Below are 24,133 nucleotides of genomic sequence, written 5' to 3' on the forward strand. Positions count from 1 at the left end.
CGCCGCCGATTCCCGCCGCGGCGCGGTGGGCGGGGGCGGTCCGCCGCCCGGTACGCCGGCCGGGGGTGTGCCCCGAACTCACTCGTGGCAGCGGGGCCGCGCAGCCCCGCATCCGGGATCCGAGCACGACGGCGGGGCTCCGGCGCTCGGTGCGGGCGGCGCTCAGGCCGGCGGGTGGCCCATCGTCCGGCTGAGGGTGTCGGGGTCGGCGTCGTAGCCGACCAGCAGGCTGTGGAACTCCCACGCGCCCGACGCTGCGCGGGTGAACTCCGCCACCGTCGCCCCCGTGGCGGAGCCGATCGAGGTGAAGTCGCCCTCGGCCAGCACGGTGTAGCCGGTCACGAGCTGGTAGGCCGGGTTGGCCACCGCCTGGAACTCCAGCCGGCCGAAGCCCTGCTGGATCGCCACGCCCACCACGACCCGGCCGTACTCGGAACTGAGCCGGCCCAGGTCGAGGGTCATCACCTCGTCGAAGCCCAGGCCCTTGCCGTTGGTGCTGTCGCGGTTGAGCCAGATCGTGCCGTCCGGCGAGAACCGGCTGCCGAAGGCGACCACGTACGCCGGGTCGCCGTGCTCCGCCCCGACACGGTACGTCGCAGCGATCAGGTCCAGATCGCTCGGCGCAGACCCCAGCGGACTCGGATCCCATTTCAGCCGTGCCTCGGCCCGTTCGATGCCTTTGCTCAGGCCGCTCATCGGACGCCTCCCCCTCGGGCGGCCCTGTATGGGCCGCCACCTCTCATGTTCGGGTACCCCTGCACGTCCCCGTTGTCCACACCTTCCCGCCCGGGGCCGCTTTGAGCGGCGTCTTCCAGCCATCCCGGCCCGCACCGCGCCGGGAGCCCTACCGCGTGGACCGCGGCCACGGCTCCGGTCACGACGACCTGAGGGCGGCGAATAATGCCGTGCCGTGCGACCGGTGGACGGACAGACTCGCCCCATGGCGGACATGAGGGAGTTCCGGGACGCGGTCACCGGCTGGGCGGCGGGCGGCCCCGACGGGCCGGCGCGCGGTCTGGCGGAAAGCCTGGGGGCACGGACCGCGGTGCTCCTGGAAGGGCTGAGCGATCTCGCGGCCGTCGAGGCGCTGGCCGCCCGGCGCGGCCGGGACCTGGCCGCTGAGGGAGTGTGCGTGGTGCCGATGGGCGGGGCGATGAGTGTCGGCCGCTATGCCGGGCTCCTCGGGCCGCCCGGCCTCGGCCTGCGCCTGACAGGACTGTGCGACGAGGGCGAGAAGGGCTTCTACGAGCGCGGCCTGACGCGGGCCCGAGCCCCGGTCCAGGACATCCACGTCTGCGCCGCGGACCTGGAGGACGAACTCATCCGCGCGCTCGGCACGGCAGGAGCCGAGGAGATCTTCCGCGCCGAGGGCGACTTCCGTGCCTGGCAGTCGTTCCAGCGTCAGCCCGCACAGCAGGGCCGGCCCCGGCATCAGCAGGTGCGGCGCTTCCTCGGTACGAAGAAGGGCCGCAAGATCCGCTACGGCCGTCTCCTTGTCGAGGCTCTCGCACCGGACCGGACACCGCTGCCGCTCGACGGCCTCCTGGCGAGCCTGTGAGGCCGCGGACGGGTTCCTGTCGGCCCGGGAGCGCAGAAGTGCTTCCCCGGAACCCCTGGCCCGTACGCCCCTGACTCACCTGCCGCCGGGCCGTGCCCGCCGTCACGTCAGCAGCACCGCGGCCAGCCGGCGCCACGCGTCCAGCGGGAGTTCCGTCCGCGTGTCGGAGGTGACGACCTGGAGCGCCAGGTGATCGGCCCCCGCGGCCAGGAACTCCTGGGCGCGTGCCGCGACGGTGTCGGCGTCGCCGAGCGCGAACACCGCGTCCAGCAGCCGGTCGCTGCCGCCGTCGCGCAGGTCGTCCTCGGTGAAGCCGAGCCGCCGCAGGTTGGCGGTGTAGTTGGGCAGCGTGAGGTACATGGCCAGATACGCGCGGGCCGTCGCGCGGGCGCGCTCCAGGTCCGGGTCGAGTACCACCTTGAACTCCGGGGCGAGCAGCGCGTCCTGGCCGAGGATGCCGCGGGCCCGTGCGGTGTGCTCCGCGGTGACCAGGTACGGGTGGGCTCCCGCCGCCCGGTCCCTGGACAGCTCCAGCATCCTGGGGCCGAGCGCGGCCAGCACCCGTCCGGCGGCCGGCACCGGCTCCGGCGCGGAGTCCAGCGCGGTCAGGTACTCGCGCATCGCCGAGTACGGCTTCGCGTAGTCCTTGGCGAGCGCTCCGTGGCTCACCCCGAGCCCGAGCAGGAACCGCCCGGGGTGGACGCGTTCGAGCTCGGCCCGCCCCGCGGCGACCTCCTGCGCGCCGTGCTGCCAGATGCTGAGGATGCCGGTGGCCACGGTGATCCGGGGGGTGGCCGCGAGCAGGGGCGCCGCGTACGCGGTGTCCGGGCTGCCGCCGAGCCAGACCGTGCCGTAGCCCAGGGCGTCGAGTTCGGCCGCGGCGTCGTCGTGCGCACCGGAGTAGGCGGGGCCGTCGCCGTTCTGGGCGGTGGTCCAGGCGCTGCTCCAGACGCCGATCCTGCCCAGGGGGTTGTGCTGCGGCATGTGAGTCGTCCTCGGTCGAAGGGAATGCGGGATACGTACGTTGTACACGGCGCGTGGTCCGCGATCCGTGACGCCGGCTTCTTCGTGCTCCGTGGCACGCGGCGCCGATCAGGCATCAGGGATCTCCCAGGCGAGGGGAGCGAGGTCCCGCGGAGCGTGCCATCGCGGGGGGTTGGTGAGGGCGGCCGGAGCGTTTCCGACGCTCCGGCCTGAAGCTCCGGACGGGGCACCGGCGGCCGGAACCGCCAGCGGTCCCTTATCTGAGCCAGAAATCGTGGTTGTGCCGACCGGGGCGGAATCCGACGGATTCCGCCATGGCAGCCGCCCGCTGGAAATCTCTGGCGACCTCGCCGGGCTCGTGGGCGTCACTGCCGAAACTCAGGGCCGCACCGCCGCATTCGTACCACCATTGGACGATGGCGCGGTACGGGAGCCGGCTCGTGTTCACCTCGAGGACCCGGCCGCTGCGGGCCAGGGCCAGCAGCGCTGTGCGGAACTCCTCCTCGAAGAGTTCGGCACGGCACGGCCCGGCGTCCGCGGGCCAGTTCCGCAGCGGATAGTCGATATGCCCGAGGATCTCGAAGTCGTCAGAGGTCTCCACCATGAGCGTGACGTCGGTGATGTAGTCGCGAACGATGCCGGCGGCCGGGCGCAGTCCGAAGAGGCGGTCGACGGCCAGGCGTTTCCCCGCCGCTTCGAGGGAGTGCAGCGATCCGATCACCCGTCCGAAGTCGGCCGCCGCCAGCAGTTGGCGTACCTCCTCCGCGTACCAGTGGGGCTCGCCGAGTTCCACGCCCGTGATGATGTGCAGGCCGGGGAAGCGGGACCGGCATCTGTCGACGCATTCCAGATATCCCTCGACGTCGAACGGGGCCGCCCGGAAAAGTCCGTCGGCGCCGACCATCGCCTGGAAAGCGCCGGGCATGGTCGCGATCGCCGCCGCCGGGATGGTCCAGGTCGTGAAGTCGGTGTGCTCGGTGAACGCCAGGGAGCGCAGGCCGATCGACAACGCCTGCCGACAGGTCGCCTCCATCGATCCGGAAAGCGCGTCCCACGACCATTCCGTATGGATGTGATTGTCCGAAGGAAGCATGGGGATGATGCTCACCAGTGGGTCTCCGGCCCACAAGGAGTCGGGCCGACCGGCATCGTACGGAGTCGTACGAGGAAGGCCGGACGCAGTCGTACGCGATTCCCGGGCAACGGCCGTGGTCCGCCGGGTGAGCGGCGCCTAGCATCCGGTGCTGTGGACACATCTGCGCAGACTGTTGACGCGCTCTTGAGAACAGCGCGGAGCCGAGGCCTCGGCCTTCGCCGTGAATCGGCGGTGCTCGACGAGACGGGCTGGGATTTCCTGGTTCTGCACGGCACCGACGACGACGGCGTCCGGTGGATTCTGCGGAAGCCGCGGCGTCCCGGCGTCGCCGCCTCGGTGGCCGCGGAAGGACGCCTCCTCGCACTGGTACGTGACCGCTTCCCCGTTCCCGTTCCGCGGTGGCGGTTCGCGGACCCCGAACTCATCGCCTATCCACGGCTGGCCGGAGAGCCCGCGGCGAGCGAGAACGTGCTGACGTTCCAGCTGCACTGGCGGATCGACCGTGGGAACCCGCCGCACTCCTACGTCGAGGCGCTGGGCCAATGCATGGCGGTCCTGCACGCCACAACGGTCGCGTCGGCGGCGCAGTGCGGTATCCCGGTGCGCCGCCCGGACGAGGTCCGCACGCGATTCGCCGAACATCTGGCTCTCGGGCGGGCAGAGTTGGGGATGCATTCCACGTGGTGGGAGCGGGGCAGGCGGTGGCTCGACAATGACGGGCTCTGGTCGGAACGCACGGTATTGGTCCACGGCGACCTGCACCCCGGGCACACGCTGGTCGACGACGCAGGACATCTCGTCGGAGTCCTCGACTGGACCGACGCCGAAGTCGGCGATCCGGGGACAGAGTTCATCGAGGCTGCCCGGAAGTTCGGGCCGCCTGTACTGGACGGGCTGCTGGCGGCCTACGCGGCACACGGCGGCCCCGCCTGGCCGGGGCTGCGGCAGCACGTGCAGGAGGGCATCGCCTTCGCGCCGCTGAGCCTGGGCGTCCTGGGCCTGACGTCCGAGCAGGAACGGTACGTGCACGCGGCCCGGACGCGTCTGGGGGTCCCCACGACCGGCTGAGCGGGACGCCGCCGGCCGCCTCACACGCCCTTGCGCAGCCGCATGGTGATGAGGCGTCCGACCGAGGGATCCACCCGGCCGTCCGGGGCCGCGATGCCCAGTTCCGCCGCCAGGTCCTTGGCGTAGAGGTCGACCACCGCCTCCGCGAGGTCGGTGGCGGCCTCCACGGCGCCGCGGGCCGAGCGCACGGCCCACAGCAGCGTCACGCCCATGAGCAGCACCAGCGGCCACCACACCACCGCCAGCACCCCGTAGAGCAGCGCCCACGCGCCCCAGCACGTCGCCCGGCGCCACGACGCGGAAGCCGAGCGCAGCTCGGCCCGGCAGGATTCCGGGACGACCAGCCACAGCCGCGGCCAGGCGGAGAGGAAGTCCAGACCGTATTCGTTGAACACCCGCGTCTCCAGCGCCAGGAGGCGGTCTCCCATCCAGGTCGCCGACTCCGGCCGGGCCAGCGCGACGCGGTTGCGCAGCACGGTGTGGCGTAGCCGCTCCTCCGGACTCCCGGCCGATGCCGCGGCGTCGTGCGCCGCCCAGCGCTCGCGGCGACGGGCCAGCAGGACACGCAGCGCCGCACGGTGCCGCCTGCCGAGCCACAGGCTGCCCAGCCAGCCGCTCAGGAGGCCGTTGGCCAGACCGGCCAGGGCCACAGCGCCGGCCAGGTGCACCGAGGCGACGGCCCAGCCGCGGCCACCGGCCGGCCACCCCTGCCCGCCGTGCCACCAGCCCGCAGGAGCGGCGGCCCCGGCGATCAGCGCGGCCAGCGCCCAGACGGCCGCGCCGAAGGTGAGGAACGCGGGCCGCCGTTCGCCGCCGCCGAAGTCGTAGAAGGGCACGGCGGGTTACCGCGGGTCCGCATCGAGGCGCTGTGGCCGGCTGCGGGGAAGGCGGCAGACCGGAACCGGTCCTCCCGGCTCCCGGCCCTCCCGCCGGTCGCACAGGCTCAGCGGGCAGACGTACGCCTCGTCCTCGACCGGCCGGCCGTCGGAGCCCTCGGTTCCGAACCGGGTGTCCGGGTCCGGCCCGCCGATCTGCCGTATGAACTCCCGGTAGTCCGCGTCGCGGTCCAACCCTCCCAGCGCCGCGGTGCGCAGGTCGTCGAACCGGCCCGGGAGGGATCCGCCGGCGTCCTCCCCGGCCTCCTGGGCGACCGCCCGCGCCACCGCGCCGGTGATCTCCGGCAGGTCCCGGCACATACGACCGATCCACGCGGTCCGCCGGGTCGCCTCGTCCGGCGCCGGCCCGGCCGCCGCCGGCGTCGCCGCGCGGCCGGCCTCCGGATGGGTCAGCTCGAAACGCTCGGCGGCGCGGGCGGCCAGCCGCAGGAACCAGGCCCTGTCCTCCTCGCGGATGGAGGTGCGTCCGACGAACATCAGCGCGCAGGCGAGCAGCGACAGCACGGTCTGCGCGCGCCATTCGGGCGCCAGCCCGGAGTGCTCGACCCAGGAGTGGCATGCGCTGTCGACCTCCCGGACCACGTCGACCAGCCATCCCGGGAGGCGGTGGGACTGATTTCCGTGCGGCGAGAGCAGGAGATCGATGAGAGCGTTCTGCTGCGACGCCGACAGTTCGTCCATCGTCCGGGCGATGATGTACAGCAGCAGGTGGACCGGGTCCCGGGTGAGCGGACCCCGTGACTCGTACAGCGCGTTGTCGATCAGGTAGTAGCCGCTGGTGTCGATCGTGGGCCGTACCCTGATGAGCGCGTTGTCGGTGTGCAGGTCGCCGTGCGTCTTGCCGAGCAGCGGCCGGATCAGGCCCGTGTCGGAGAAGTACCGGCCCTGCGCGACGGCGAAGGGGTTCGGCAGGTCCCGCCCGTCGGGTTCGCTGTGCGTCCGGTCGCCCTGGTGGAGCAGGGCGTACGGGTGGAGCCGGCCGCCCGGCGCGAACTGGCCGGCCAGATGCAGGTCGAGGAACGCGGCGACCGTCAGCGGCGGCTGCTTCTCGTCCATGTCCGGATGGACCGCCCAATCGCCCAGGACCCCGGCGACGACCTGGCCGCAGGCCGCCGTGAAGGTGGCGGAGTCGCTCCGCACGGGCTCGACGCCCGGCTGCTCGGCGATTCCCGGGCGGTCGAGCATGCGGTACAGCAGAACGGTCAGCACCTCGGTGTCCTCGAAGGTCCGGCCGGCCACCTTCTGGAACGTGATCCACGATCCGTCACCCACCCGGATCGGGGTGTGGACGGTGGTCGAGAGGTGCCGGCCGGCGAATGCCGGGGACTCCTTGACGGCGGCGCGGTGGCGCGCGAACTCGATCCTGCGGAGGTCCTCACCATCTCCCATGGGGACCTTCAGGATCAGCTTCGCGGCCTTCTCCTCGTACCGGTCGATCTCCTTCACCACCGCCACCGGAGCCCGGCTCCTGCCGTTGACCAGCCACCGGACGAGTTCGTAGTGGCACTGGTGCATCACGGCGAACTCCGACAGGGCCTGCGCCGCCGCCGGGCCGATGCCGTCCGCGAGCGCGGGGTCGACGTTGTCATACATGGGCGTTGGTCCGCCGATCGCTGTGAGGGTGGGTGTCGTGGTGCTGCCCGTCCGCCGAGGGCTGCCCGTGTGCCTGCCGGCGGACGGCCTCAAGGGTGGCGCGGGAGGTCCGGGTCTGCGGGTGGTCCGTGCCGAGGACGCGCTGCCGGTCGATCAGGACCGCTTCGAGCTCGGCCTCGGCCTCACCGGTCGTGCCGAGGTCGAGTCTGATGAGCCCCAGCCGGTGCCGGCTGCGCAGGGTCGCGGGGTGCGCGTCGCCCAGGAGCTGACGGCGGGAGGCGACGAGAGGGAGCGCCAGGTCCTCCGCCTCCTGCACGCGCCCCATGTCGTGCAGGGCGTCGACCAGGGACTGCAGGACAGCCAGGGTGCGGGGATGGTCGGCGCCGCGGATCTCGCGGCTGGCCGCCGCCAGCCGGCGCAGCTGCGCCTCGGCGGCTTCGGGCCGGTCGAGCTCCTGGCGCACCTCGGCCAGGTACTGCCCGGTCACCAGGGTGGCCGGGTGCCGCTCGCCCAGTACGTCCGTGCGCAGGCCGAGAACCTTCTCGTACGTGCTCAGGGCCTCGGCGAAGCGGCCGCGGGCGCGCAGCATGTCGGCTACTCCGTTGCTGCTGGTCAGCGTGTCCGGATGCCGGGGTCCCAGCAGCTCGGTCCTGCTCCGGAGCGTGTCGGCGAAGAGGGTCTCCGCCTGGTCGAGCAGCCCCCGGTCCCGCAGCGCTCTGGCCAGGTAGTGCTGGGTGGTGAGGGTGTCCGGGTGCCGCGGGCCGAGGCCGGCCAGCCGGTCGGCGAGCACCTCGCGGAAGAGGGACTCGGCGGACGCCAACTGCCCCCGGTCGTAGCGCGTCCGGGCGAGATCGTGCCGGATGCCGAGCACCAGCGGATGGTCCTCGGGCAGCCGGTGCCGCGCCGCGGCGAGCGCGCGGACACCGGCGGCCTCGGCCTGGGCCAGGTGCCCGGCCGCTCTGAGATAGTTCGCCGCCCGGCTCGCCAGGCCCAGCGCGGCGGGAAAGGCCGCGGACGGCTCGGGGTGCCGGTTCCCGTCCCTGTCCTCGATGAGGTCGAGCGGCGCGGCGCAGTGGTCGGCCAGCAGCCGCCACCGTGCCCAGGCACTCGGCGCCTTGGGGTCGGTGGCCTCCACCACCTGGGTGAGCAGGGCAGTGGTCAGGGCGAGGTAGTCGTCGATCTGCCGCAGCACCTGCGGGTGGCGGCGCGACATGTCCCGTACCAGCGGGTGGAGGGTGAGCGTGCCCGGCGTGCCGGTGCGCGGCAGGGTGACCAGGCCGAGGCCGTCCAGGCCGCGCAGCGAGTCCCAGGCGCCCCATGCCGGGACGGAGGCGAACAGCGGCGACGCGGCGAGCAGGTCCGCGCGCAGCAGTAACTCGTGCGGGATCGGGGCCTGGCCCAGGCAGGCGAGGGTCTGCAGCAGCGGCCTCGCGGCAGTGAAGCCCCGCTCGGCGAGCAGGTCGAGGGACAGCTCCCAGGTCTGGCCGACGGCGGCGTGGGCGCGCCTGGCCGGAGGGGCGCCGTCGGGCGGCAGCGCGAACAGCTCGTCGTGCTTGCCGCGTTCGAGGGCCTCCCGGTAGCCGCGGAAGTCACGCGGCAGGTCCCGCGGGGCCAATCCCCCCGGTATCTCCCGCGATTCGGCCAGATACCGCCCCGCGAAGGCGAGCGCCAGGGGGAGTCCGCCGAGGCGGGCCGACAGCGCCGACGCCTCGGCCGGGGTGCCTGCCGGGGAGCCGGCGAGTTCCAGCAGCACCTGCGCGCCGTGGTCGGGGGCGAGGACGCCCACCGCGTGCAGGCGCAGCCAGGCCGGCCGCGGCCTTCCCCAGGTGGTCCGGTTCCCGTCGCGGCTGGTGATGACGACGGTGCCGGTGGTCCGCCCGGCCGGCCGGAGCCATCCGGTGCCGTCGGTGACCCCGCCGCCCGCGGCGGCCAGGGTGCCGGGCGGGTCGTCCGCGTTGTCGAGCACCAGCAGCCACGGCTCGTCCAGATCCTCCAGCAGGTGCCACACGATGTCCGGCAGGCTGCCCAGCCGCAGGTGGTCGGGCGACGCGCCCAGCTCGACGGCGAGGGCGAGCATGCCCGCGGTGACCGCGGCGGCGTCCTCCGCCGGTATCCACCAGGTGGTGATACCGGCGTCGGCGGCGCGCTGGACGGCGCTCAGCGCCACCGTGCTCTTGCCGCACCCGCCGAGCCCGTGCAGGACGTGGACGCGCGGGTTGTCGTGGGCGTGCCCGGACTCCGCGACGACCGTGGCCAGTGTGTCGAGCAGCCGGTCCCGGCCGCGTACTCGCGGTCCGCCGCCGAGCCGGTCGAACGGGGGACGGGTCGATACGGCCACCGGCGCGACGCCCGGGGCGGTGTGCAGCGGGCTACGGTCGGCGGCCGGTGCGGCGGCGTCCGTGCTCCCGGCGCCGTGTCTGACCCGCCAGTACGCCTGCCGCCAGTCCTCCAGGACGGCCGGATCGGTGATCCCGGCGGCCCGCAGGATGCGGTTCAGCAGGTCCGGCGGCTGGAGCGCGGGAAGGTGCGTACCGGCGAAGTAGCCGCCGAGGGTGCTCACCGGGACGCCCACCGCCTTGGCGACCTGCCGCACGCTCAGGCCGGAGTCCTGCCGTGCGAGGGTCAGCTCCCGGCCGAAGTCCTGCCGGGTGGCGACGCGTTGCGGGTCCGGGTGCGAGAGTTCGCCGGACCGGGGTCGGTCGGTCATGAATGCCTCCAGGAGAGCAGGTGGGCGCGGCTCCGTCAGACGGCTCTCAGGCCGGTCCGCTGTGTACGAACGCCGCCCACTCGTACGGATTCATCCGGTAGTTCCTGCGCATCTCACGGGCGGCCAGGTTGACCGCCCGGGCCGGCGGGTGATCCGCCAGCGCGGTGTAGGTGATCCGGGCAGTCTCCTGCGAGGCCAGATCGGGGACGCGCCAGAGCGTGCCGATGGCGGTGGAGAACCCCGCGAGCTGGAAGGCCGAGGAGATGTGGATCGTCTCGTCCGGGAGGTGTCCGCCGCTCAGCGCCGTGGTGCAGGCCGACAGATAGGCGACGCTCGCGGAGGGCAGCCGCAGCGCCGCGATGTCGCGCACTCGCAGGTCTCCGTCGGACAGCCGCAGGCAGCTGTCCGAGGGGTGTTCGGCGTCGCTGATCGAGTGGCACGCGAAATGCGCCCAGGCCGACGTCCCCAAGCCGTCCAGCACCGCCTGCTTGGTGGCGCGGCCCCCGGCCAGGCGGACGACCCGGCCGGCGAACTCGGCCGCCACCAGTTCCGCCTCCACCTCGGCCATGGCCAGCGGAGCAGCGACGGTCCCCACAGCCACCACCAGCGCGGACTCCGGCTCCCCGGCGGTCGGCCGGTCCTGGATGTGCCGCAGGAAGCGGAGCGTCGGCGTGTAGGAGCTGGCCACCCGGTGCAGCGCGCAGTTGCGGTCGCCGTCGCGCCCGGTGTGCAGGCCCGCGGCGTGAAGGGGCAGCACGCTCAGCGGCCCGGTCGGCACCCACCACAGGTGCGGCAGTGTCGGGCTGTCCGAGGCGGTCAGGCCGAGATGACGGAAGACCGGTTCGGTGACCGCCTCCCACAGCCAGGCGAGCACGTCCCGTATCGCGTCGTTGGTGCCCCAGCTGTTCGCGTTGACCGCGGCGACGAAAGTGCCCGCGCGCTCGGCGGCGTCCTGTGCGGTGAGGCTTTCGAGCGGAACGACCTCGGTTCCGTCCCCGGTCGTCACCAGGGCGTCGCAGCGCCACGGGGACACGTTCACCGTCACCGTCGGTCCGGAGCCCGCCGCCGGCCGCAGTGCCGCCGCGTCGGGTGCGAGCAGGAAGCGCGCGAACCGGGGCCGCCGGCGAATGCGCGCCAGCAGATCGTCGCGCCGCGCGGCCCAGCGCCGCCGGTCCGGCGGCGGCCCGGTCCCGCCGGGCCGGTCGCGGTCCGGTGCCACCGCGGCGACCGGGGGCTCCGGCGCGGTGGCACCGGTCGCGGCGGCCTCGATCGCGGCGTGCACCTCGGCGAGTTCGGCCGCGAGCCCCGGTTCGTGCGCCCGGAGCTCGTCGTGGTCGGTCCGCACGTCCAGGACCTGGCCGAGCAGTACGCCGCGGCCCTGCTCCAGGACCCCGAGCGCCCGCTGCTGGTCGCCGGCCGTGAGCGCACAGGCGGCGGCGGCACTGCCCAGTCCGCGGAAGTCCGCCAGGTAGCGTTCCTGGTCGTCGCGCTCCAGACCGTGCCAGGCGACCAGGTCGAGCAGCTCCAGTGCCGTGGTCAGGGCGGTCAGACCGGCCTCGACGTCACCGGCCGCGACATGGAGCCGGCCGAGGTGCTGGGCGGCGCGGGCCCGGGTGCGTCCCGCCGCCGTCGAGGCACCGGCGGCCGCGCCGAAGGCGTGGACCGCGTCGCGGTAGGCGCCGGGCGACCCCTCGCGCAGAAACAGCGTCCGGTGGGCCAGCCCCAGCGAGAGGTGGATCTCGGCGGACGGCATGTCCTTGCGAACCGCCTTGTCCAGCGCGCGCCCCAGGACCTCGACGGCCTCGCTCTGCAGAGCCGGCTCCCAGCGGAGTTCGACCCGGCTGACCAGTGCCCCGCCGAGGTTCGCCAAGTGCATCGCCACGTCCGGGTGCGTCGCGTCGGCGCTCGCCGCCGCCTGCCGCAGAGCTGCCGCCGCCCGGTCCAGGACGTCCGCGTCCCCTTCGTGGACACCGAGCCGGTACAGGCAGTTGCCGAGGTCCGCCTCCCACTTGACGCGCTCGGGAAGGTCGTCCTCGGCAGCGGCGAGCACCTCTTCCAGAAGGCCGACCGCCTCGCGCAGGACGGCGAGGTCCTGGGTGTACTCGAAGCTGCTGCGCAGTGACAGCGCCAGGTTCGCCGTGAGGAGCAGCCGGTCGGGACCCGCTGGGGTGCGGGCGAGCGCGGCGCGCCGCCACGTGACGGCCTCCTCCAGGGCGAGCGTGTCGCCCGTCCTGACGAAGACGGCGCGCAGCGCGTTGGCGAACTGGTTGAGGAAGAGCGGGGCGTCCGGATCGTCAGGGCTGAGCCCGTCGACCACGGTCCGCAGCTCCTCCATCGCGTCGAGGTGGAGCGCGACGTCGCCGCCGGCGACCGCGGCCGCGGTGAGGGCGTCCCCGAGACCGGCGTAGCAGCCGGGCGCGTTGCCGTCGCCCGGCGGCACGGCCAGCACCGCCTTCCGGTACGCGTCCACCGCCGCCAGCAGGTGTTCCTTGTCGCCGGTGGCGCGGAAAAGGACCATCAGCGCCATGCCGAGGTTCGCCAGCCGCGCCGCGACGTCCGAGGGGGTGCCGTCCGCGGTCCCGACGGCCTCGGTGTGCACGTCGACGGCTTCCTGGGCCGCCGAGGGGTCGCCGGTCCGCTCGCTCCAACGGGTCAGCGCCAAACCCAGGTTGGACTGGTACGAGGCGTACCGCGAGTCGTCCGCACCGGCCGCGGCCGCCGCGTCGCGCAGCACGGATATCCCTTCGGCGAGCCGGTCCGTCTCCCCGGTCCGTTCGAACCACCGGGTCAGGGACAGACCCAGGTTCGAGAGCCTGGACGGACTGCCCGGGGCCGCGTCGACCGCGACGCGGTGCGCGGCCAGCGCTCCGCGTAACGACCCGAGGTCACCGGTCAGTTCGAAGCGGCAGGTCAGCGCAACACCGAGGTCGGCCGCGTAGCGCCCCCGCCGCCCAGGGTCGGCCGCCGCCGCCTTCGCGAGCAGTTCCGCGGCCTCCGCGAGCCGTTCCGCCCGCCGGTCGCGGATCCCGCCGCGGATCAGCTCACCGGCTCGGCGGTGCCATGCCCGGCCGGCCTCCGTCCCCTTTTCCTCGGTCAATGGCCCCCACCTCTTCCCGTTCCACCCTAGCCGTCCGACGCCGACGCGTTCGTACGAACTTGTCCGAGCTTCACCGGCGGTCCTTCCGGGTGCGGCAGGCCGTGGGGTTGTCTCGTCCGGGTCAGCTCGGCGTCCACTGCCAGGAGGTCCGCAACCCCATGCCCGACAAGCGCAGCACTGTGAGAACCGTCCAGGGACTGGTCCGGGAGGGGTTGGTCGCGGCGGACGAGCAGCAGCGGATCGAGCGGGTCGCGGACCGGTACGCGATCAGCCTGACGGCCGCCATGCGCGAGCGGATCACCGGCGGGGACGACGACCCGGTCGCCCTGCAGTTCGTTCCCGATCCGCGGGAGCTGGAGACGACCCCGCAGGAGCGGGACGACCCGATCGGCGACGGCCCGTTCACCCCGATTCCCGGTATCACCCACCGCTATCCGGACCGGGTGCTGCTCAAGCCGCTGCACCTGTGCCCGGTCTACTGCCGGTTCTGCTTCCGGCGCGAGGTGGTCGGCCCGGGACACGGTGTGCTCGCGGAGGACGATCTGAGCCGGGCGATCACGTACATCAGGGAGCGCCCCGAGATCTGGGAGGTCATCCTCACGGGCGGCGACCCGCTCATGCTCTCGCCCGCCCGGCTGCGCCGCATCGTCGGCGAACTGGACGCCATCGCGCATGTCGGGGTCGTCCGCGTCCACACCCGGGTACCGGTGGTCGCCCCTGACCGGATCACCGGGGAACTGCTGGACGCCCTGTCAGCGGACACACCGGTCTGGACGGTCGTGCACTGCAACCACCGCCAGGAGCTGGGCGGGGAAGCGCTGCTCGCGTTGAAGCGCCTGACGGACCGGGGCTTCCCGCTGCTCAGCCAGACCGTTCTGCTCAAGGGCGTCAACGACTCGGCGGACGCGCTCGAAGACCTCTTCCGCACCCTCGTGCGGCACCGCGTCAAGCCGTACTACCTGCACCAGGCCGATCTGGCCCCGGGCACAGGCCACTTCCGTACCACCATCACGGCCGGGCAGGACCTGGTGGCCGGACTGCGCGGGACGGTGTCCGGGCTCTGCCAGCCGACCTATGTGCTGGACATCCCCGGCGGGCACGGGAAGGTCCCGATCGGCCGCGGCTACCTCGGCGGACATCCCGGCGGCTATCTGGTCACGGATCCCAACGGCCGGGTCCACCGGTACCCGCCGGCCGGAGACCGGCCCGCCGAAGGTGAAGCGTGAGCGTGCACCCGGGGCCGGAGCGGCCGCCGACCGCCCTGGTGAGGGAGCGCGACGGCGCGTCCTGCTCACCCGTCCGGTGGACCGTTCCCGGTGTCGGCGTCGGCAGTGCGTGGCGGGCGATGTGCGCCGCCTTCGCCGCGCAGGCGTCCGGCACGCCGGGGCAACGGGCGAAGCTCCTGGTCCAGGGCGTGCCCGAGGAGCGGACGGCCTGGTGGCCGCACCGCTGGGGCGGGGACGAAGCCGGTCCGCAGCGCTGGCTGGCGGCGCTCGCCCCGCTCGTCGGGGACGGCGGATGCTTCGCCTACGCCCGCGATGTGCAGCGCTACCACCGTCCGCTCTTCGAGGCGCTGGTCGGCGCGTTGGCCCCCTACCTGGCACGGCTCGGCATGCCGGGCGGACCGGTCGAGGCCGAGGTCTTCTTCGGCGACTACCGCTGCACACCGGGCGGAATCCACCGCGAGCGCTGCGCCAACGTCCACCTCGTGCTGGCGGGCACCAAGAGCATGCACTTCTGGCCGGACAGCGGGTGGCCGCCGCCGGGCACGCCGGTGCGTGCCGACGGCGCTCCGGACAGCGGGGCACCCGAGGAATACCTGCCCGGCCTCGATCCGGCGGCGGTGATGGGCGGCGCGCAGACGCTGACGGCGGGGAAGGGCGGCGGTTTCTCGTGGACCGCCGGCACATGGCACGTCGGCGAGACGCACGGCCCCGCCCTGGCCCTGAACATCGCGGCGTACGAGCGGACGACCGGCGCGGACCCGCTACCGCTGTGGGGGGAGCGCCTGCACGGCGAAGTACCGCCCGCGTGGCTGACGGCCTACGGCGAGCACACCGGCAGCCGTGACACCGAGTGGGGTCCGCTCGCGCGGCTGTCCGCCCTGGGCATGCGCCCCGCGCCGCCCGGCCCGCCCCGGTGGCCGGAAGGCGGCAAGGGCGGGCCGGGCGACCGGGTGCGCTGCCGCACCGCCGCGCCCGTGCTGTGGGCCGAGGACCGCCGCGGGCACCTGTCGGTCGCCGCGATGGGGGCGCTGACCACGGTGCCGCACACGGCGGAGGTCCGTGACTGGCTGGCGCCGGCGACCCGGCCGGACGGCGTCCCCCGCGCCGTGCCGCCGTCGTGCCGCACCCTCGCCGCCTGGCTGTGCCGCCAGGGAATCCTCGACCACCGGGAGAGCGCATGACCGTACCACCGCACCACTGGGCCGACTCCGACGACGACCTCTTCATCCGGCACGGCGATGTCTTCGTCCCCCGGCGGGGGGAGCAGATCGAGACCGTCCGCGACCTGGTCGCCCCCCTCCCCGGCCCGGACATCCTGGAACTCGGCTGCGGCGAGGGCCGGCTGACCGCGGCACTGCTGCTGCGGTACCCCGAAGCCCGGGTGACCGGCATCGACAACTCGGCCCGGATGCTGGCCGCGGCGGCCGACCGGCTCGCTCCTTTCGGCAGCCGGGTCAAGCTGGTCAAGGCGCCGCTGGAGGACGGGGGATGGCGGCACGGGACGTACGCCGCGGTCGTCTCGTCGCTGGCGGTGCACCATCTCGACGATGCCGCCAAGCAGGTCCTCTACCGGGACCTGCACGGCATGCTGCTGCCGGACGGCCGGCTGGTGCTGGCCGACCTGGTGCGGCCCCCCACCGCCACCGCGACCGCCTGGGCTGCGGGCCGTTGGGACGCCGAGGTCGACAGGCAGGCCGCCGGGCCGCACGGCGGTCCGGACGCGGCCGGCGCCTTTCGCGCGACCCGGTGGAACACCTTCCGGTTCCCCGACCCGGTGGACAAGCCCTCGACGCTGCTCCAGCACCTGCGCTGGCTGGCCGAGGCCGGCTTCGACGGCACGGACGTCTGCTGGGCGCTCGCCGGACACATGGTGATCGCCGCGACCAAGCCGCACCCGGAAGGGAGCACCCGATGACCTCGGCAACCGGCAGAACCCTGCTCGCCAACATCGTCAACGACGTCATGATCGAGGCGGCACCGCCCTCCTACGCACGGGCGATGGCCGCCGTCACCCCGAGGAAACTGTGGCTGGCCGCACCGGGGGACTGCGTGGTGACCCTGGCGCCCTGCCCGCCGGCGTTCCGCGACTACGTCGCGCGCACGCTCGCCCTCGACCTCGGCGGCGTCGACATCGTCGCCCCGGACACGATCCGCGGCATCCACGCCCTCGATGTCGTGGCGGCGCTCGGCGCGACCGCCCGGGTCACGGCGCGCCCGTCGCTCGTACCGTTCGTCGTGGACACGCGCGTCACCGCCTTCGCCCGCGCCACCGGCATGCGCCTGTACCCGTACGACACCGTCCCGGACGACGGGACGGTGGCCGCCGTCCGCCGGATCAACACCAAACAGGGCTTCCGGCGGATCGCGGCCGGCCTCGGCCTGCCCGTAGCTGACGGCGGGTACGCGGACCAGCCGGAGTCGCTGACCGCGGGGCTGGAACAGCTCCTGGCCGGCCGCCGGGCCGCGATCGTCAAGGTGAACCGCTCCTCCAACGGGCACGGCACCTTCGTCGTGCGCAATGACGCCGGCTCGCCCCCGGTGGCACAGCAGGTCCGGCGGGCGATCGCCGAACAGGGCGCGCCGCGCTGCGGCTGGGTGTACGAGGAGCTGCTGCCCTTCGACAGCGTGCCGAGCGTCGAGATGAACGTCACGGCCACCGGGGTCAGCGAGTTCTACAGCTGTGACCAGCGCAGCGTGGACAACGCCTGGACCGGGATGACCACGCCCGCCGCCCGGGGCCGCCTGAGCGGGGCGCTGACCGAGGCGGCCCAGCGGATCGGCGGCTGGCTGCTCGCCCACGGGTACCGCGGGATCTTCGACCTCGACTGCGGGGTGTTCGAGGGCCGGTACGTCGTCACCGAGGCCAATGTGCGCAGGACCGGCGGGACGTACCTGGAGGAACTCGTCGGCCGGCTCAGGCGCCTGGCCGGCGTGGAGCACAAGCCGTCGTACTGGCACGCGGACGTGCGGCGCGGTACCACCCGGCTGGACTTCGCGGCCGCGGTCGGCGCGCTGGAACGGGCGGGCCTCACCGACCCGGCGGCCGGCGCCCGGGTGCTCCTGCCGGTGGACACCCTCAGGACCGACGGCAAATGGCGCTATCTGGTGTGCGGTACGGATGCCGGGTCCGTCGCGGACGCCGAACGGGAACTCACCGGACTACTGGAGTTGGTCTAGTGCTGCACTCCGCCCTGCACCCGGGTTTCAGCGGCGTCGACGGCGTCGGTGTCTTCGCGCTGCGCGACCTCCCGCTCGGAACCGCCCTGTGGTGGCCCTGCCCCAAGTGCCCGGTCGTTCCGCTCGGCGGCCAGCGGGAGACACCGGCCCCCGTCGTCCACTGGCTCACCGAGTTCGGCTACCGGCGTGCCGACGGCAGCCTCATCTCGCCGTGCCGCGGCGCGCACCTGCTCAACCACTCCTGTGACGCGTCGGTGCTCGACGCGGGCCTCGCGGTGGGCGTCGCCGTACGGGACATCCGGCGCGGCGAGGAAGTGACGTGCGACTACCGCACGTTCCGCTACGACGACGGATGGAGCTTCCCGTGCCGGTGCGCCGCCGACTCCTGCGTCGGCACGCTGACCTCCACGGCGGGAGAGATCCCCGCCGAGCTGAGCCGGACCTGGCGGCGCCGCTTGCGGCCGGCGCTGGAAGCCGCGGCGGTCGTCGCGCAGGAGACCACGGTGAGAGCCGGGGACGTCAACGGCCGGCCGCCGGCTCCCAGGAGGATACGTGTGCGCTGACCGAGCATCCGTGACCGGCCCCCGCGCCCGCGACCTCATCACGAGGGCGCGCGACGAGGCACTCGCCGACCGCCCGGCCTACACGACGCTGCTCAGGCTTCTGACACTGGGCGGCCGGGTGCCGTACCCCGACGCCGTGGACAGCCTCACCGTCAAGGAGCGCTCCGTGCTCCAGCAGACCATCGGGGACGAGGAACTGCGCCTGCTCCCGGCGGACCCGCACGGACCGGACGGCTCCGACAGCCGTGACCTGCTCGTCGCGTACTCCCCGCAGGGCAAACTCTCGCTGCTCGAAGCGTCCGAGGGCCGGCCGGCCGGCGTCGGCGACGTCCTCGCGCTGCTACGGGTGAGCCGGTCCGTACTGGAGCGCGCCGAGGAGGAGCACGCCGCGTGGCAGGTCGCGGAAGACCGGGAACAGGCCCGGCTCGACCGCGTCCTGCGCGGCTGGGAGGCGGCCGGCTCCCTGCCCGCCCGCGTCCGCCAGGCAGCGGACTGGGCCGACCATGTCGAGACGGTCCTGATCTACTGCGGGCGACAGGTCTTCTCCCGGTCCGACGCCGGTACCAGCACCCTCCTCCGTGAACGCCCGCTGCGGGAACTGGCCGCCGAACCGCCGGCGGCGTGGAGCCCGGCCGAACGGCTCCTCGTCATGGCCGTGCACGTCCTGTTCGCCACCGGCCGGTCGATCCGGTTCGAGGAGTTCAACGGCCGCCAACTCAGCGCGACCGCACTGCGGACGTGGCTGGTGTCCACCTGGCACAGGTACGCGCACGCCCTGGGGCGGCACATCCCCGCGGACCTGCCCACCCGACCGCTCCTTCCGCTGGCCGCCGAGGTCGCCGAACTCGCCCGTGCGGTCGACCGGTCCGACTGGATCCGATTCCGGCGCATCACCGGCACGACCTTCGGCAAACGCGAGGTGCTTGCCATGCTCCCGCAGCGGGAGCGCAGCCACTGCCCGGCGCCCGACACGCTCGCCGCACTGGCCGAGCGGTCACTCGGCCGCCGACACGCTCGGGAGCTGCCCGGTGAGGAGCTGGTCGCCCGGATGGTGCGGGAGGCCGTCACCGGTACCGCGGCGGAACAGGTCCCGCTGCTGGAACGGATCCTGGCCACCATCGTGGAGAGCGCCGTGCAGGACCTGGACGCCGACTACGCGATGTCCAGCGCCGTGCGGGACCTGCGGCGGCTGGGCAGGTCGGGCCCCGTCCGCGCCGCCTCGCCACTCACCTTGCGCAAGCCGGACTTCTTCTGCTGCGTCCTGCCCCACCCCGGCCGGCTGGGCGGACTGCGCGATGTGGAGATCCGCCGGATCCTGTGGCTGGTCGCCCAGCGGATGCAGTACAACCGCTGGCATTTCGTCCCCGGCAACTTCGACCGCGCCGAGGTGCCCGCCGAGCGGCACTACTTCTTCCCGCCCGCTCTGCCCGACCTGGCCGAGTCAGCCGACATGTGGCACGGCGGCCACGTCGCGGCGGGCGTCCGGTACTCCCTGCGGGCGCCCGGGGCGCAGCTCTGGCGGGGCTCGCTGGTGGCGGGCGGCAATGAATACCGCGGCGGGTACGACCTGCGGGCGGTCCGGATGAGCGGCGAACCGTTCGTCCGCGCCGACCTGTGGCTGGCGACCCGTTACAGCGGCCTGATCGACGCCTTCTGGCGGGCGATGGCCGCCTGCGTCCCGCAGGACCCGGGAGAACCGTATCCGGTGATCACCGCGTTCGACCGTCACTGGTACGAGAACGACGAGTGGAAGGCCTTCACGGGTCGGACCGCTGCCGTCGGGAGCCGCAGGTGAGCCGGCGCAGCAGGAGCGCGTTCACCGCGTCGGGCGCTTCGAGGCCGGCCATGTGCCCCACGCCCGGCAGCACGGTGCGGTGCGCCCCGGGTATGCGCGTCGCCAGAGTGCGGCTGACGCGGTGGAAGTCGGTGAGGTCCAGGGCGCCGACGACGACGTCGACCGGCGCGCGGATCTCCGCCAGCCGCGTGACGGCCCCGGTGTCCGGCGGGAGGCGGGGGTCGCGGTTGCGCCAGTGCCAACCGGAGTAGTCCGCGACCATCGCGCGCACCAGCTCCCACGCCTGCGGATGGCGCCGGACGGTCCAGAACAGCTCGTGCCGGAGCCACACCGCCTTCGCGGCAGCCGGGTCGAGGGCGGCGAGGCCCGCGTCCCAGTCGAAGCCGTACCGGTGGCCGCCGACATCGCTGCCGATCAACGTGAGCGACCGGGCCGAACCGGGCCTGGCCAGAGCAAAGTTCAGCGCGATGCGTCCGCCCATCGACAGACCGGCCAGGTGCGGGCGCGCGACCCCGAGATGACGGAGCAGCCGGTGGAGATCGTCGTGGTGACTGTACGGGCCTGCCGGAGCCGATGAGCGGCCGAACCCTCGGCAGTCATAGGTGATGACCCGGAAATGCGCGCTGAGCGACCGGACCTGGGGCCGCCATACCCGGCGGTCGAGCGTGAATCCGTGGATCAGCACCACCGGCGGTCCTGAGCCGACGTCCTCGTAGTGCAGGGACCCGCCGTTGTACTCGAAGAACCCCGTACGACCACCCGCCTCACCCCGACTGGATCAGTACGATGATAGGTCCGACATGAGCTGGAGTTTCTTCATCAGTACCGCCCTGGGTGCGCTGATCGCCGTTCTGTCCAACCTCGTGGCCGACCGCACCCGCTGGAAGCACGAGGAGCAGGGAAGGCAGCAGGAGATCAAGCGCCAGGTGTACGCCGAATACCTCTCCGCCCTTTCGCGGACGGACAACGCGCTGCGGGACACGGCCCGGCACATGGAGGCTTCGCAGGCCGACCGCGCCAGGACGGCGACGGAGACCTTCAGGAACAGCGGCTGCTACGAGCTGCGCTACCAGCTGGGAATCATCGCGCCGGACGGGGTAGTGGACGTGGCCACCGCCGCCCTGCACAGACTCCGCGACTTCCGCGACGCGATCGAATCCGGAATCGCCTGGCAGGACGAGGCGTACCGGGAACAGCGGGACCAGTGGTATTCCGTCTTTCCCGCGCTGCGCCAGTGCATGCGCCAGGACCTCACCCGGAAATGAGCGGGCGCGCCTGACAGCGGTACGGGAATGGGCAGCCGTACCCGACCCGCTCAGGCGCCGGCCTGTAGACGCAGGCCGGTCAGGGTCAGCTCCAGCGCGGAGCGGAACTGGTCGATGTCGTCGTGGCCCTCGAACTCGTCGACGATCTCGTGCACGAACGGGAATTCCCCGGGGTCCAGCTCCCGCCAGGTCCGGGCGAAGCGGCCGAGGAATTCCTCGCGGTTCACGGCGCCGTCGAGGATCTCCTGCGGCGGCTCCTGCCCCAGGTCGACGGCGGAGCCGACGACGACCCCCACGATCGCGGACACGGCGTGGAAGCGCTGGCGCGCGGTGAGATCGAGGCGGAGGGTCTGCCGGCCGAGCCTCTCGTACAGGCGCAGGGCGTTGCCCTGGACGTCGGTGTTGCGCATGAAGTAGGCGCCCAGCCAGGGCCGGTCCATGATCGCGTCGAACAGCGTCACGGCCATCGCGCGAAGGTCGTCGATCGGGTCGTCGCTGACCGGAAGTGCTTCGACGTCGGCCAGCACCCCGCCGATCACGTGGTCGGTGGCGCGGTCGAGCAGCTCGTCCTTGCTCGCGACGTACCAGTAGATGCTGGCGACGCCGCCGCCGAGGCGCTGCGCGAGCGCGCGGAAGGTCAGGGCCGGCGCCCCGGCCTCGTCGAGCAGGGCCACCGCCTCGGTGAGCACGGACTCCATCGAGTGCGAAGCCCGTCGGCGTCCCTCGCCCGGGCGGTTTTGCAGGCGTGCCATGGCTCACATCCCTACCCGTCTTGCGCAACTATCGAACGTTGTTCTATCGTACCGTATCGTACGTTGTTCGATAGCCGAACGGTGTTCGATCGGAGGACCGCCATGACTGCCACCGCTACGCCTCACAACCCGTCCCGTACCTATCCGTCCCTGCGCGCGGCGTGGATTCCGCTGGCTGCCCTCTGCCTGGCCTTCTTCGTCGAGATGGTCGACAACACCCTGCTGTCGATCGCGCTGCCCACGATCGGCCGCGACCTCGGCAGCGGGACGACCGCGCTGCAGTGGGTCACCGGTGCGTACTCGCTGACCTTCGGCGGCCTGCTGCTCACGGCCGGGTCGATGGCCGACCGGCTCGGCCGCCGCCGGGTGCTGCTGGTCGGCCTCGCCGTGTTCGGCTCGCTGAGCCTGTGCGTCGTCCTCGTCACCACGGCGGGCGAGCTCATCGCCCTGCGGGCCGCGCTCGGCGTCGCCGCCGCGGCGATGGCCCCGATCACGAACTCGCTGGTCTTCCGCCTGTTCGACGACAAGGCCCTGCGGATGCGGGCCATGACGGTGATGATCATCGTCGGCATGTCCGGCTTCGTCCTCGGGCCGCTGCTCGGCGGCACCGCGCTGGCCCATGTGCGCTGGGAGTGGCTGCTGGTCGTCAACGCTCCGATCGCGGTGATCGCGTGCATCGGCGTCCGGCTCGGCGTCCCGGCCGACCGGCCGGAGGACCTGACCAAGGACACGCTCGACCTGCCGGGCGCCGTCCTGAGCGTCAGCGCCATCGGGTTCGCCTGCTACTCGCTGACCAGCGGTGTCGAGCACGGCTGGCTCTCCGGGATCACCCTCGCGTCGATCGCGGGCGCCGTCGCCGCCGCCGTCGCGTTCGTGCGGCACGAGCGCCGCAGCGCGGCACCCATGCTCGATCTGACCCTCTTCTCCAACGGCACCGTCCGCGGCGCCGCCATCGCCCAGATCGGGACGTCCATCGCGATGGCCAGCGTGATGTTCGGGCTGATCCTCCACTTCCAGTACGCCTACGGATGGAGCCCGGTGCGGGCCGGCCTGGCGAACCTGCCGATCATCGTGACGATGATCGCCGCGACGCCTCTGTCCGAGTGGCTCGCCCGCCGGTTCGGCCACCGCATCGCGTGCCTGGTCGGCGCGGCCTGCCTGGCCGGCTCGCTGGCAGGCCTGTCCTGGGGCGTCAGCCACGGGTACGCCGCCATCGCCGTCTGCATGGTGCTCATGACCGTGGGACTGCGCACCGTGATGACGATCTGCGCGGTCGCACTCGTCGACGCCATGCCGAGCAACCGCACCTCCATCGGTACGGCCCTCAACGACACCGCCCAGGAGGTCGGCTCCAGCGTCGGTACCGCCGTGGTCGGCACCCTGATCGCCGCGTTGGTCACCACCCGGCTGCCGGCCGGCACCTGGAGCAGCGACCTCGTCGCGTCGTTCTTCCACGGCGAACAAATCACCTACGCGGTGCTCGCCGCCGTCGTCGGACTGATCGCCGCGGGCGGCGCGCTGAGCCTGACCGACTCCCACACGGTCGAGGAAGCCCCTGGCGAGGAGCCCGGCGTCGGGGAGTCCGCTGCCGCGAAGCCCGCTGTCGAGGAACCCGCCTGACGCCGGTCGTTCCGGCCCGGGTGCGGAACACCGCCGCGGGCGGCCGGACCCCGCTTTGTTCCTGACGCTTTTTCGGAGGAAAACAAAAGCTTTGCCGGGAAAAGTGTTATCGCCCGGCCGTGATCGCGTCGCGCGCTATGCGGGGGGCGCGTGGCGGGCGGCAAGTGCCGGAAGTCGAACCCGATGGCTTCGACGGTCCAAGGCGGTGGCGCGGAGACGTCGCCGGGAGTCCGTTCCGGTCATGGGCGGCGGCCCCGACCTCGTGACGTGTCACGCCCTGCGGGCCTCGCCCGGACCGCTTCGGTCGTGATCGAGCGGAATGCCTTCTTCGTCCCGGGTGCGGCTCTGTCAAGGGGAAATGGCATTCCGGGGGTTCTTCCTTACCGCCGCGATAGCGGGGGGAGCGGCGACAGACGCCCGGGGGCTGTTACCCGTTTCGGACGCGAGGCTGCCCGGTGTGCCTTCTCGGCTGCCCGGTTGCAGGCTGAAACGATCGGCGCCGGTGCTCGGCGCGGCAGTCGTCATTCACAGCAGGCCGGCCCCGGCCGCGCGGCGCGGGCGTCGGCGGTCTCGGCGTCGTGCTCGGCCTCTCCATCCCGTCCACCTGCAAAAACGTGCCGTGCGGCGCCGCGGACGGCGGGCCGGGTCCGCTTCGCGGCCGGGAGATTCCAGGGAAGACGGACGCGCAGAGGATTAAAGGTGAATGGCTGGGGAACAGTTTTCCGCCGGAAACGGC

Annotated in this window: 19 protein-coding genes; 10 read left to right on the top strand and 9 right to left on the bottom strand. The window is 73.1% G+C overall.

Translation table 11 applies throughout. From position 1 onward, the window contains the following. Positions 1-162: 162 nt before the first annotated feature. On the bottom strand, positions 163-696 hold the full coding sequence (locus V7E46_RS02365; protein WP_333766832.1) for a TerD family protein: 534 nt from the start codon (positions 694-696) through the stop codon (positions 163-165). Positions 697-940: 244 nt separating this feature from the next. On the opposite strand from V7E46_RS02365, the gene V7E46_RS02370 reads away from it, so the two are divergent. Beyond that, on the top strand, positions 941-1,558 hold the full coding sequence (locus V7E46_RS02370) for a TOPRIM nucleotidyl transferase/hydrolase domain-containing protein (RefSeq protein ID WP_333766833.1): 618 nt from the start codon (positions 941-943) through the stop codon (positions 1,556-1,558). Between the two features lie 102 nt (positions 1,559-1,660). Here the strand turns inward: V7E46_RS02370 and V7E46_RS02375 are convergent, their stop codons facing one another. Together V7E46_RS02375 and V7E46_RS02380 are read right to left on the bottom strand one after the other, a co-directional pair. Beyond that, positions 1,661-2,542: an LLM class F420-dependent oxidoreductase gene (locus V7E46_RS02375; protein ID WP_333766834.1), complete on the bottom strand. Its 882-nt coding sequence runs from the start codon at positions 2,540-2,542 to the stop codon at positions 1,661-1,663. A gap of 256 nt (positions 2,543-2,798) precedes the next feature. Beyond that, positions 2,799-3,635 carry a PHP domain-containing protein gene (locus tag V7E46_RS02380; RefSeq protein WP_333766835.1) on the bottom strand — a complete coding sequence of 279 codons (837 nt, stop codon included), beginning with the start codon at positions 3,633-3,635 and terminating at the stop codon, positions 2,799-2,801. A 234-nt stretch (positions 3,636-3,869) separates the two neighbouring features. On the opposite strand from V7E46_RS02380, the gene V7E46_RS02385 reads away from it, so the two are divergent. Further along, positions 3,870-4,706 carry a macrolide 2'-phosphotransferase gene (locus tag V7E46_RS02385; RefSeq protein WP_333766836.1) on the top strand — a complete coding sequence of 279 codons (837 nt, stop codon included), beginning with the start codon at positions 3,870-3,872 and terminating at the stop codon, positions 4,704-4,706. Between the two features lie 20 nt (positions 4,707-4,726). Here V7E46_RS02385 and V7E46_RS02390 read toward each other — a convergent pair whose 3' ends face one another. The 4 genes from V7E46_RS02390 to V7E46_RS02405 are packed head-to-tail and all read right to left on the bottom strand — an operon-like array spanning position 4,727 to position 12,999. Further along, positions 4,727-5,542 (bottom strand): hypothetical protein, encoded by an 816-nt coding sequence (locus tag V7E46_RS02390; protein ID WP_333766837.1) that lies wholly within the window; start codon positions 5,540-5,542, stop codon positions 4,727-4,729. Between the two features lie 6 nt (positions 5,543-5,548). Continuing rightward, positions 5,549-7,195: a hypothetical protein gene (locus V7E46_RS02395; RefSeq protein WP_333766838.1), complete on the bottom strand. Its 1,647-nt coding sequence runs from the start codon at positions 7,193-7,195 to the stop codon at positions 5,549-5,551. Further along, positions 7,188-9,902, bottom strand: coding sequence for a helix-turn-helix transcriptional regulator (locus V7E46_RS02400; RefSeq protein ID WP_333766839.1), 2,715 nt, complete (start codon positions 9,900-9,902; stop codon positions 7,188-7,190). Before V7E46_RS02400 ends, V7E46_RS02395 begins: the two co-directional genes overlap by 8 nt. Before the next feature lie 46 nt (positions 9,903-9,948). Beyond that, positions 9,949-12,999, bottom strand: coding sequence for a CHAT domain-containing protein (locus tag V7E46_RS02405; protein ID WP_333766840.1), 3,051 nt, complete (start codon positions 12,997-12,999; stop codon positions 9,949-9,951). Positions 13,000-13,157: 158 nt separating this feature from the next. On the opposite strand from V7E46_RS02405, the gene V7E46_RS02410 reads away from it, so the two are divergent. Genes V7E46_RS02410 through V7E46_RS02435 form a run of 6 tightly spaced genes read left to right on the top strand, consistent with a single transcriptional unit; the run spans position 13,158 to position 19,760 of the window. Beyond that, positions 13,158-14,225 (top strand): lysine-2,3-aminomutase-like protein, encoded by a 1,068-nt coding sequence (locus V7E46_RS02410; RefSeq protein WP_333766841.1) that lies wholly within the window; start codon positions 13,158-13,160, stop codon positions 14,223-14,225. After that, positions 14,222-15,406: a hypothetical protein gene (locus tag V7E46_RS02415; RefSeq protein WP_333766842.1), complete on the top strand. Its 1,185-nt coding sequence runs from the start codon at positions 14,222-14,224 to the stop codon at positions 15,404-15,406. Before V7E46_RS02410 ends, V7E46_RS02415 begins: the two co-directional genes overlap by 4 nt. Next, complete coding sequence (locus V7E46_RS02420; protein ID WP_333766843.1) at positions 15,403-16,140, top strand: class I SAM-dependent methyltransferase; 738 nt, start codon at positions 15,403-15,405, stop codon at positions 16,138-16,140. Before V7E46_RS02415 ends, V7E46_RS02420 begins: the two co-directional genes overlap by 4 nt. Further along, on the top strand, positions 16,137-17,402 hold the full coding sequence (locus tag V7E46_RS02425) for a hypothetical protein (RefSeq protein ID WP_333766844.1): 1,266 nt from the start codon (positions 16,137-16,139) through the stop codon (positions 17,400-17,402). Before V7E46_RS02420 ends, V7E46_RS02425 begins: the two co-directional genes overlap by 4 nt. After that, positions 17,402-17,965 carry an SET domain-containing protein-lysine N-methyltransferase gene (locus V7E46_RS02430; RefSeq protein WP_329172997.1) on the top strand — a complete coding sequence of 188 codons (564 nt, stop codon included), beginning with the start codon at positions 17,402-17,404 and terminating at the stop codon, positions 17,963-17,965. The genes V7E46_RS02425 and V7E46_RS02430 overlap by 1 nt, the downstream gene beginning before the upstream one ends. 10 nt (positions 17,966-17,975) lie before the next feature. Further along, positions 17,976-19,760, top strand: coding sequence for a hypothetical protein (locus tag V7E46_RS02435; RefSeq protein WP_333766845.1), 1,785 nt, complete (start codon positions 17,976-17,978; stop codon positions 19,758-19,760). On the opposite strand, the gene V7E46_RS02440 is transcribed toward V7E46_RS02435, so the two are convergent. Then, entirely contained in the window at positions 19,723-20,448 is a 726-nt protein-coding gene (locus tag V7E46_RS02440) for an alpha/beta fold hydrolase (protein WP_333766846.1), read from the bottom strand. The two genes, V7E46_RS02435 and V7E46_RS02440, sit on opposite strands and share 38 nt — an antisense overlap. Positions 20,449-20,560: 112 nt before the next feature. Here V7E46_RS02440 and V7E46_RS02445 point away from each other — a divergent pair, with 112 nt between their 5' ends. Then, positions 20,561-21,025 (top strand): hypothetical protein, encoded by a 465-nt coding sequence (locus V7E46_RS02445; protein WP_333766847.1) that lies wholly within the window; start codon positions 20,561-20,563, stop codon positions 21,023-21,025. 50 nt (positions 21,026-21,075) lie between these two features. Here V7E46_RS02445 and V7E46_RS02450 read toward each other — a convergent pair whose 3' ends face one another. Then, a complete protein-coding gene (locus tag V7E46_RS02450; protein WP_333766860.1) occupies positions 21,076-21,723 on the bottom strand; it encodes a TetR/AcrR family transcriptional regulator in 648 nt (215 codons plus the stop codon). 156 nt (positions 21,724-21,879) lie between these two features. Here V7E46_RS02450 and V7E46_RS02455 point away from each other — a divergent pair, with 156 nt between their 5' ends. Further along, positions 21,880-23,397, top strand: a complete 1,518-nt coding sequence (locus tag V7E46_RS02455) for an MFS transporter (RefSeq protein ID WP_333766848.1) — start codon at positions 21,880-21,882, stop codon at positions 23,395-23,397. Positions 23,398-24,133 lie beyond the last annotated feature (736 nt).

It is taken from the genome of Streptomyces sp. IBSBF 2435 (assembly GCF_036815005.1).
GTDB lineage: Bacteria > Actinomycetota > Actinomycetes > Streptomycetales > Streptomycetaceae > Actinacidiphila.

What these genes read in the sequence shown, in the direction of transcription:
- V7E46_RS02380 (WP_333766835.1), bottom strand. Translation starts at nt 3,635, where the DNA reads ATGCTTCCTTCGGACAATCACATCCATACGGAATGGTCGTGGGACGCG.
- V7E46_RS02365 (WP_333766832.1), bottom strand. Translation starts at nt 696, where the DNA reads ATGAGCGGCCTGAGCAAAGGCATCGAACGGGCCGAGGCACGGCTGAAA.
- V7E46_RS02370 (WP_333766833.1), top strand. Translation starts at nt 941, where the DNA reads ATGGCGGACATGAGGGAGTTCCGGGACGCGGTCACCGGCTGGGCGGCG.
- V7E46_RS02400 (WP_333766839.1), bottom strand. Translation starts at nt 9,902, where the DNA reads ATGACCGACCGACCCCGGTCCGGCGAACTCTCGCACCCGGACCCGCAA.
- V7E46_RS02450 (WP_333766860.1), bottom strand. Translation starts at nt 21,723, where the DNA reads ATGGAGTCCGTGCTCACCGAGGCGGTGGCCCTGCTCGACGAGGCCGGG.
- V7E46_RS02375 (WP_333766834.1), bottom strand. Translation starts at nt 2,542, where the DNA reads ATGCCGCAGCACAACCCCCTGGGCAGGATCGGCGTCTGGAGCAGCGCC.
- V7E46_RS02410 (WP_333766841.1), top strand. Translation starts at nt 13,158, where the DNA reads ATGCCCGACAAGCGCAGCACTGTGAGAACCGTCCAGGGACTGGTCCGG.
- V7E46_RS02425 (WP_333766844.1), top strand. Translation starts at nt 16,137, where the DNA reads ATGACCTCGGCAACCGGCAGAACCCTGCTCGCCAACATCGTCAACGAC.
- V7E46_RS02445 (WP_333766847.1), top strand. Translation starts at nt 20,561, where the DNA reads ATGAGCTGGAGTTTCTTCATCAGTACCGCCCTGGGTGCGCTGATCGCC.
- V7E46_RS02395 (WP_333766838.1), bottom strand. Translation starts at nt 7,195, where the DNA reads ATGTATGACAACGTCGACCCCGCGCTCGCGGACGGCATCGGCCCGGCG.
- V7E46_RS02455 (WP_333766848.1), top strand. Translation starts at nt 21,880, where the DNA reads ATGACTGCCACCGCTACGCCTCACAACCCGTCCCGTACCTATCCGTCC.
- V7E46_RS02420 (WP_333766843.1), top strand. Translation starts at nt 15,403, where the DNA reads ATGACCGTACCACCGCACCACTGGGCCGACTCCGACGACGACCTCTTC.